General features: G+C 70.4%; 2 protein-coding genes and 2 pseudogenes. All 4 read left to right on the top strand.

Features of this window, described 5'->3' with window-relative positions:
* A pseudogene (locus RDU12_RS15155) lies at nt 1–410 on the top strand (NUDIX hydrolase); the annotation flags it as partial.
* Between the two features lie 85 nt (nt 411–495).
* A complete protein-coding gene (locus RDU12_RS15150) occupies nt 496–1,314 on the top strand; it encodes a hypothetical protein (RefSeq protein WP_300293355.1) in 819 nt (272 codons plus the stop codon).
* Between the two features lie 38 nt (nt 1,315–1,352).
* Nucleotides 1,353–1,763 carry a DUF5990 family protein gene (locus RDU12_RS15145; RefSeq protein ID WP_308685463.1) on the top strand — a complete coding sequence of 137 codons (411 nt, stop codon included), beginning with the start codon at nt 1,353–1,355 and terminating at the stop codon, nt 1,761–1,763.
* 49 nt (nt 1,764–1,812) lie between these two features.
* Nucleotides 1,813–2,091 (top strand): annotated as a pseudogene (locus tag RDU12_RS15140) (aspartyl beta-hydroxylase); the annotation flags it as partial.

Here is a 2,091-nt window from a genome sequence, read left to right as displayed (position 1 = left end):
TGCGCGAGACCTTCGAGGAAACAGGCCTGTTGCTGGCCGAGCCAGCCCCGCCGGCCTCCGTGGCCGGGCCTTGGCGTGAGTTCCGCGCCGCGGGGGCCCTGCCCGATCTGGCCGCGCTTCGCTACATGGCCCGCGCCATCACCCCGCCCGGTCGCAGCCGCCGCTTCGACGCCCGCTTCTTCATGGCCGACGCCTCGGCCCTGCTGCATCCCGAACCCACCGCCGGCTCCGGGGAGCTGGACGAAATCGCCTGGCTGCCGCTGGACGAGGCCCGCGCGGTCGACCTGCCCGCCATCACCCGTTTCGTCCTCGGCGAGGTCTCGGAGCGTCTGACGCATCCGCACCGCCCCCTGCCGTTCGTGCGCATGGTGCGCGGCAGCCATGTCATCGAGCATCTGGACGACGCCTGATCATCCCTGACAGGAGTCCACCCGGGGTTGTCCGACGCGCCTGCGCCCGCTCTATTCTTCGGCGAGATCCGAGGAGGAGAACGGGATGCGCAATCTCTTGATCGCCGGGGCGGTTCTGCTGGCCGGCTGCGCGACGCAGGCGTCTCCGCAGGCGCCGGTTGCAGAGGCGGAGGCGGGTCCCCCCGACAAGGTCGAGGTCGTCTACCATCCGGGGATCATGTTCTTCTCGGTCGAGGACGGCGGCGAGGGCCGCTTCAAGACCGGACAGGAGGACTACGCCTTTCCGGTCAGCCACGCGGACTATGTCCGCATCCGCGCCCTGCTGGAGCCATACCGCGCCGAAGGCCTGATCTGTGGCCGCGACGAGTCATGGGAGCACAATGGCTATCTGGCCTGGCGCGAGAACGGCGTCGAAACGCGCCGCCCCAATGAATCCATCTGCTACGCCGACGGGCACGGAGACGCGAAGAGCTCGATGACCGCCGCCTACTATGACGTCGAGGACATGGCCGAGGAACGCTGGGTCCCGCCGCCCGGTCTGCCGGACCCGACACGGATGACCCTGACCTGGCTCTCGTGGGGCAATATGCAGGAGCGCTGGGACATCCCCCGCGGAGGCGAGGCGACCTGGGCGCACCACGACGGACGAACCACGACCTTCGCCGTCACCCCCGCCGATTTCGACCGGGTCCGCGACCTCTTCCGCCCGTACGAGGGGGCCGGTTTCGAATGCGAGCGGGTCATCGCCGACCTGCCCTATGGCCGGCTGGTCTGGTCGCAGCCCGGTCACGAGGATCAGGAGCTCGGCTGGGACCGCGGCTGCGTCACCGGCGACGCGTCCGACGTCTTCAGTCGGGTCGATCAGGCCGAGACTTACCTGATGGCGTTGCGGGACGGCGGCTGAGGCCGCATTCTCCTCACCGCCGGGAACCGGAGGCCAGGATGGCCGACTCGCCCATCACCCTTCGCCTGACCATCGCCGACCCCATCCCGGGCGTTCGCTACAGCCTGCAGAAGGACGACGCCCCGTTCGAGCCGGTGACGGCCGTCGAGGCCCCCCTGTCCTTTGACGTGCCCGTCCGGCTGTCCAGCGACAACCGCTTCCTCGGGCCCTTCGTCCGGCGCGAGGGGCCGACCCGCCGTTTCGTCTATATCCGCATCGGAACCTCGGCCGGCGATCACGCCAGCCCGTGGAGCCGGCGGGCCAAGATCGACATCCACGACGTCCCGCCGCTGCTGCTGAACCAGGCGCGCGAAGGCCGGACGCTCGAGGTCGTCCTGCCCGGCCGCGGCAAGGACGGCTCGCCGACCTGCGCCACCGTCCGCCCGGCGACGCCATGGCGCGCCCTCTGAGCCCGCCGCGCGCTTTGACCCCGGCCCCGCCCGCCGGTATGCCAACCGCATGAAGCTCGAGGCCCCGTTCATCAAACTGCCGTTCCGGTTCGACGCGGCGCGTCTGCAGGAAGAGGTCGCCGCCTTCCCGGCCGAGGCCTGGGTGCGCCACCCCAACAATCTCGACGGCAACAGCGCCCTGCGCCTGATCACCGTCGGCGGCGGCGAGAACGACGACGTCGCCGGCCCCATGGCCATGACCCCGCACCTGAAGGCCTCGCCCTATCTGCAGCAGGTGCTGGCCCATTTCGGCGTGGTCTGGAGCCGCTCGCGCCTGATGAGGCTCGGC

It is taken from the genome of Brevundimonas sp. (assembly GCF_031082345.1).
Lineage (GTDB): Bacteria > Pseudomonadota > Alphaproteobacteria > Caulobacterales > Caulobacteraceae > Brevundimonas.
Note: the sequence above shows the minus strand (reverse complement) of the source record. Positions and strands in the feature narration are given on the sequence as shown.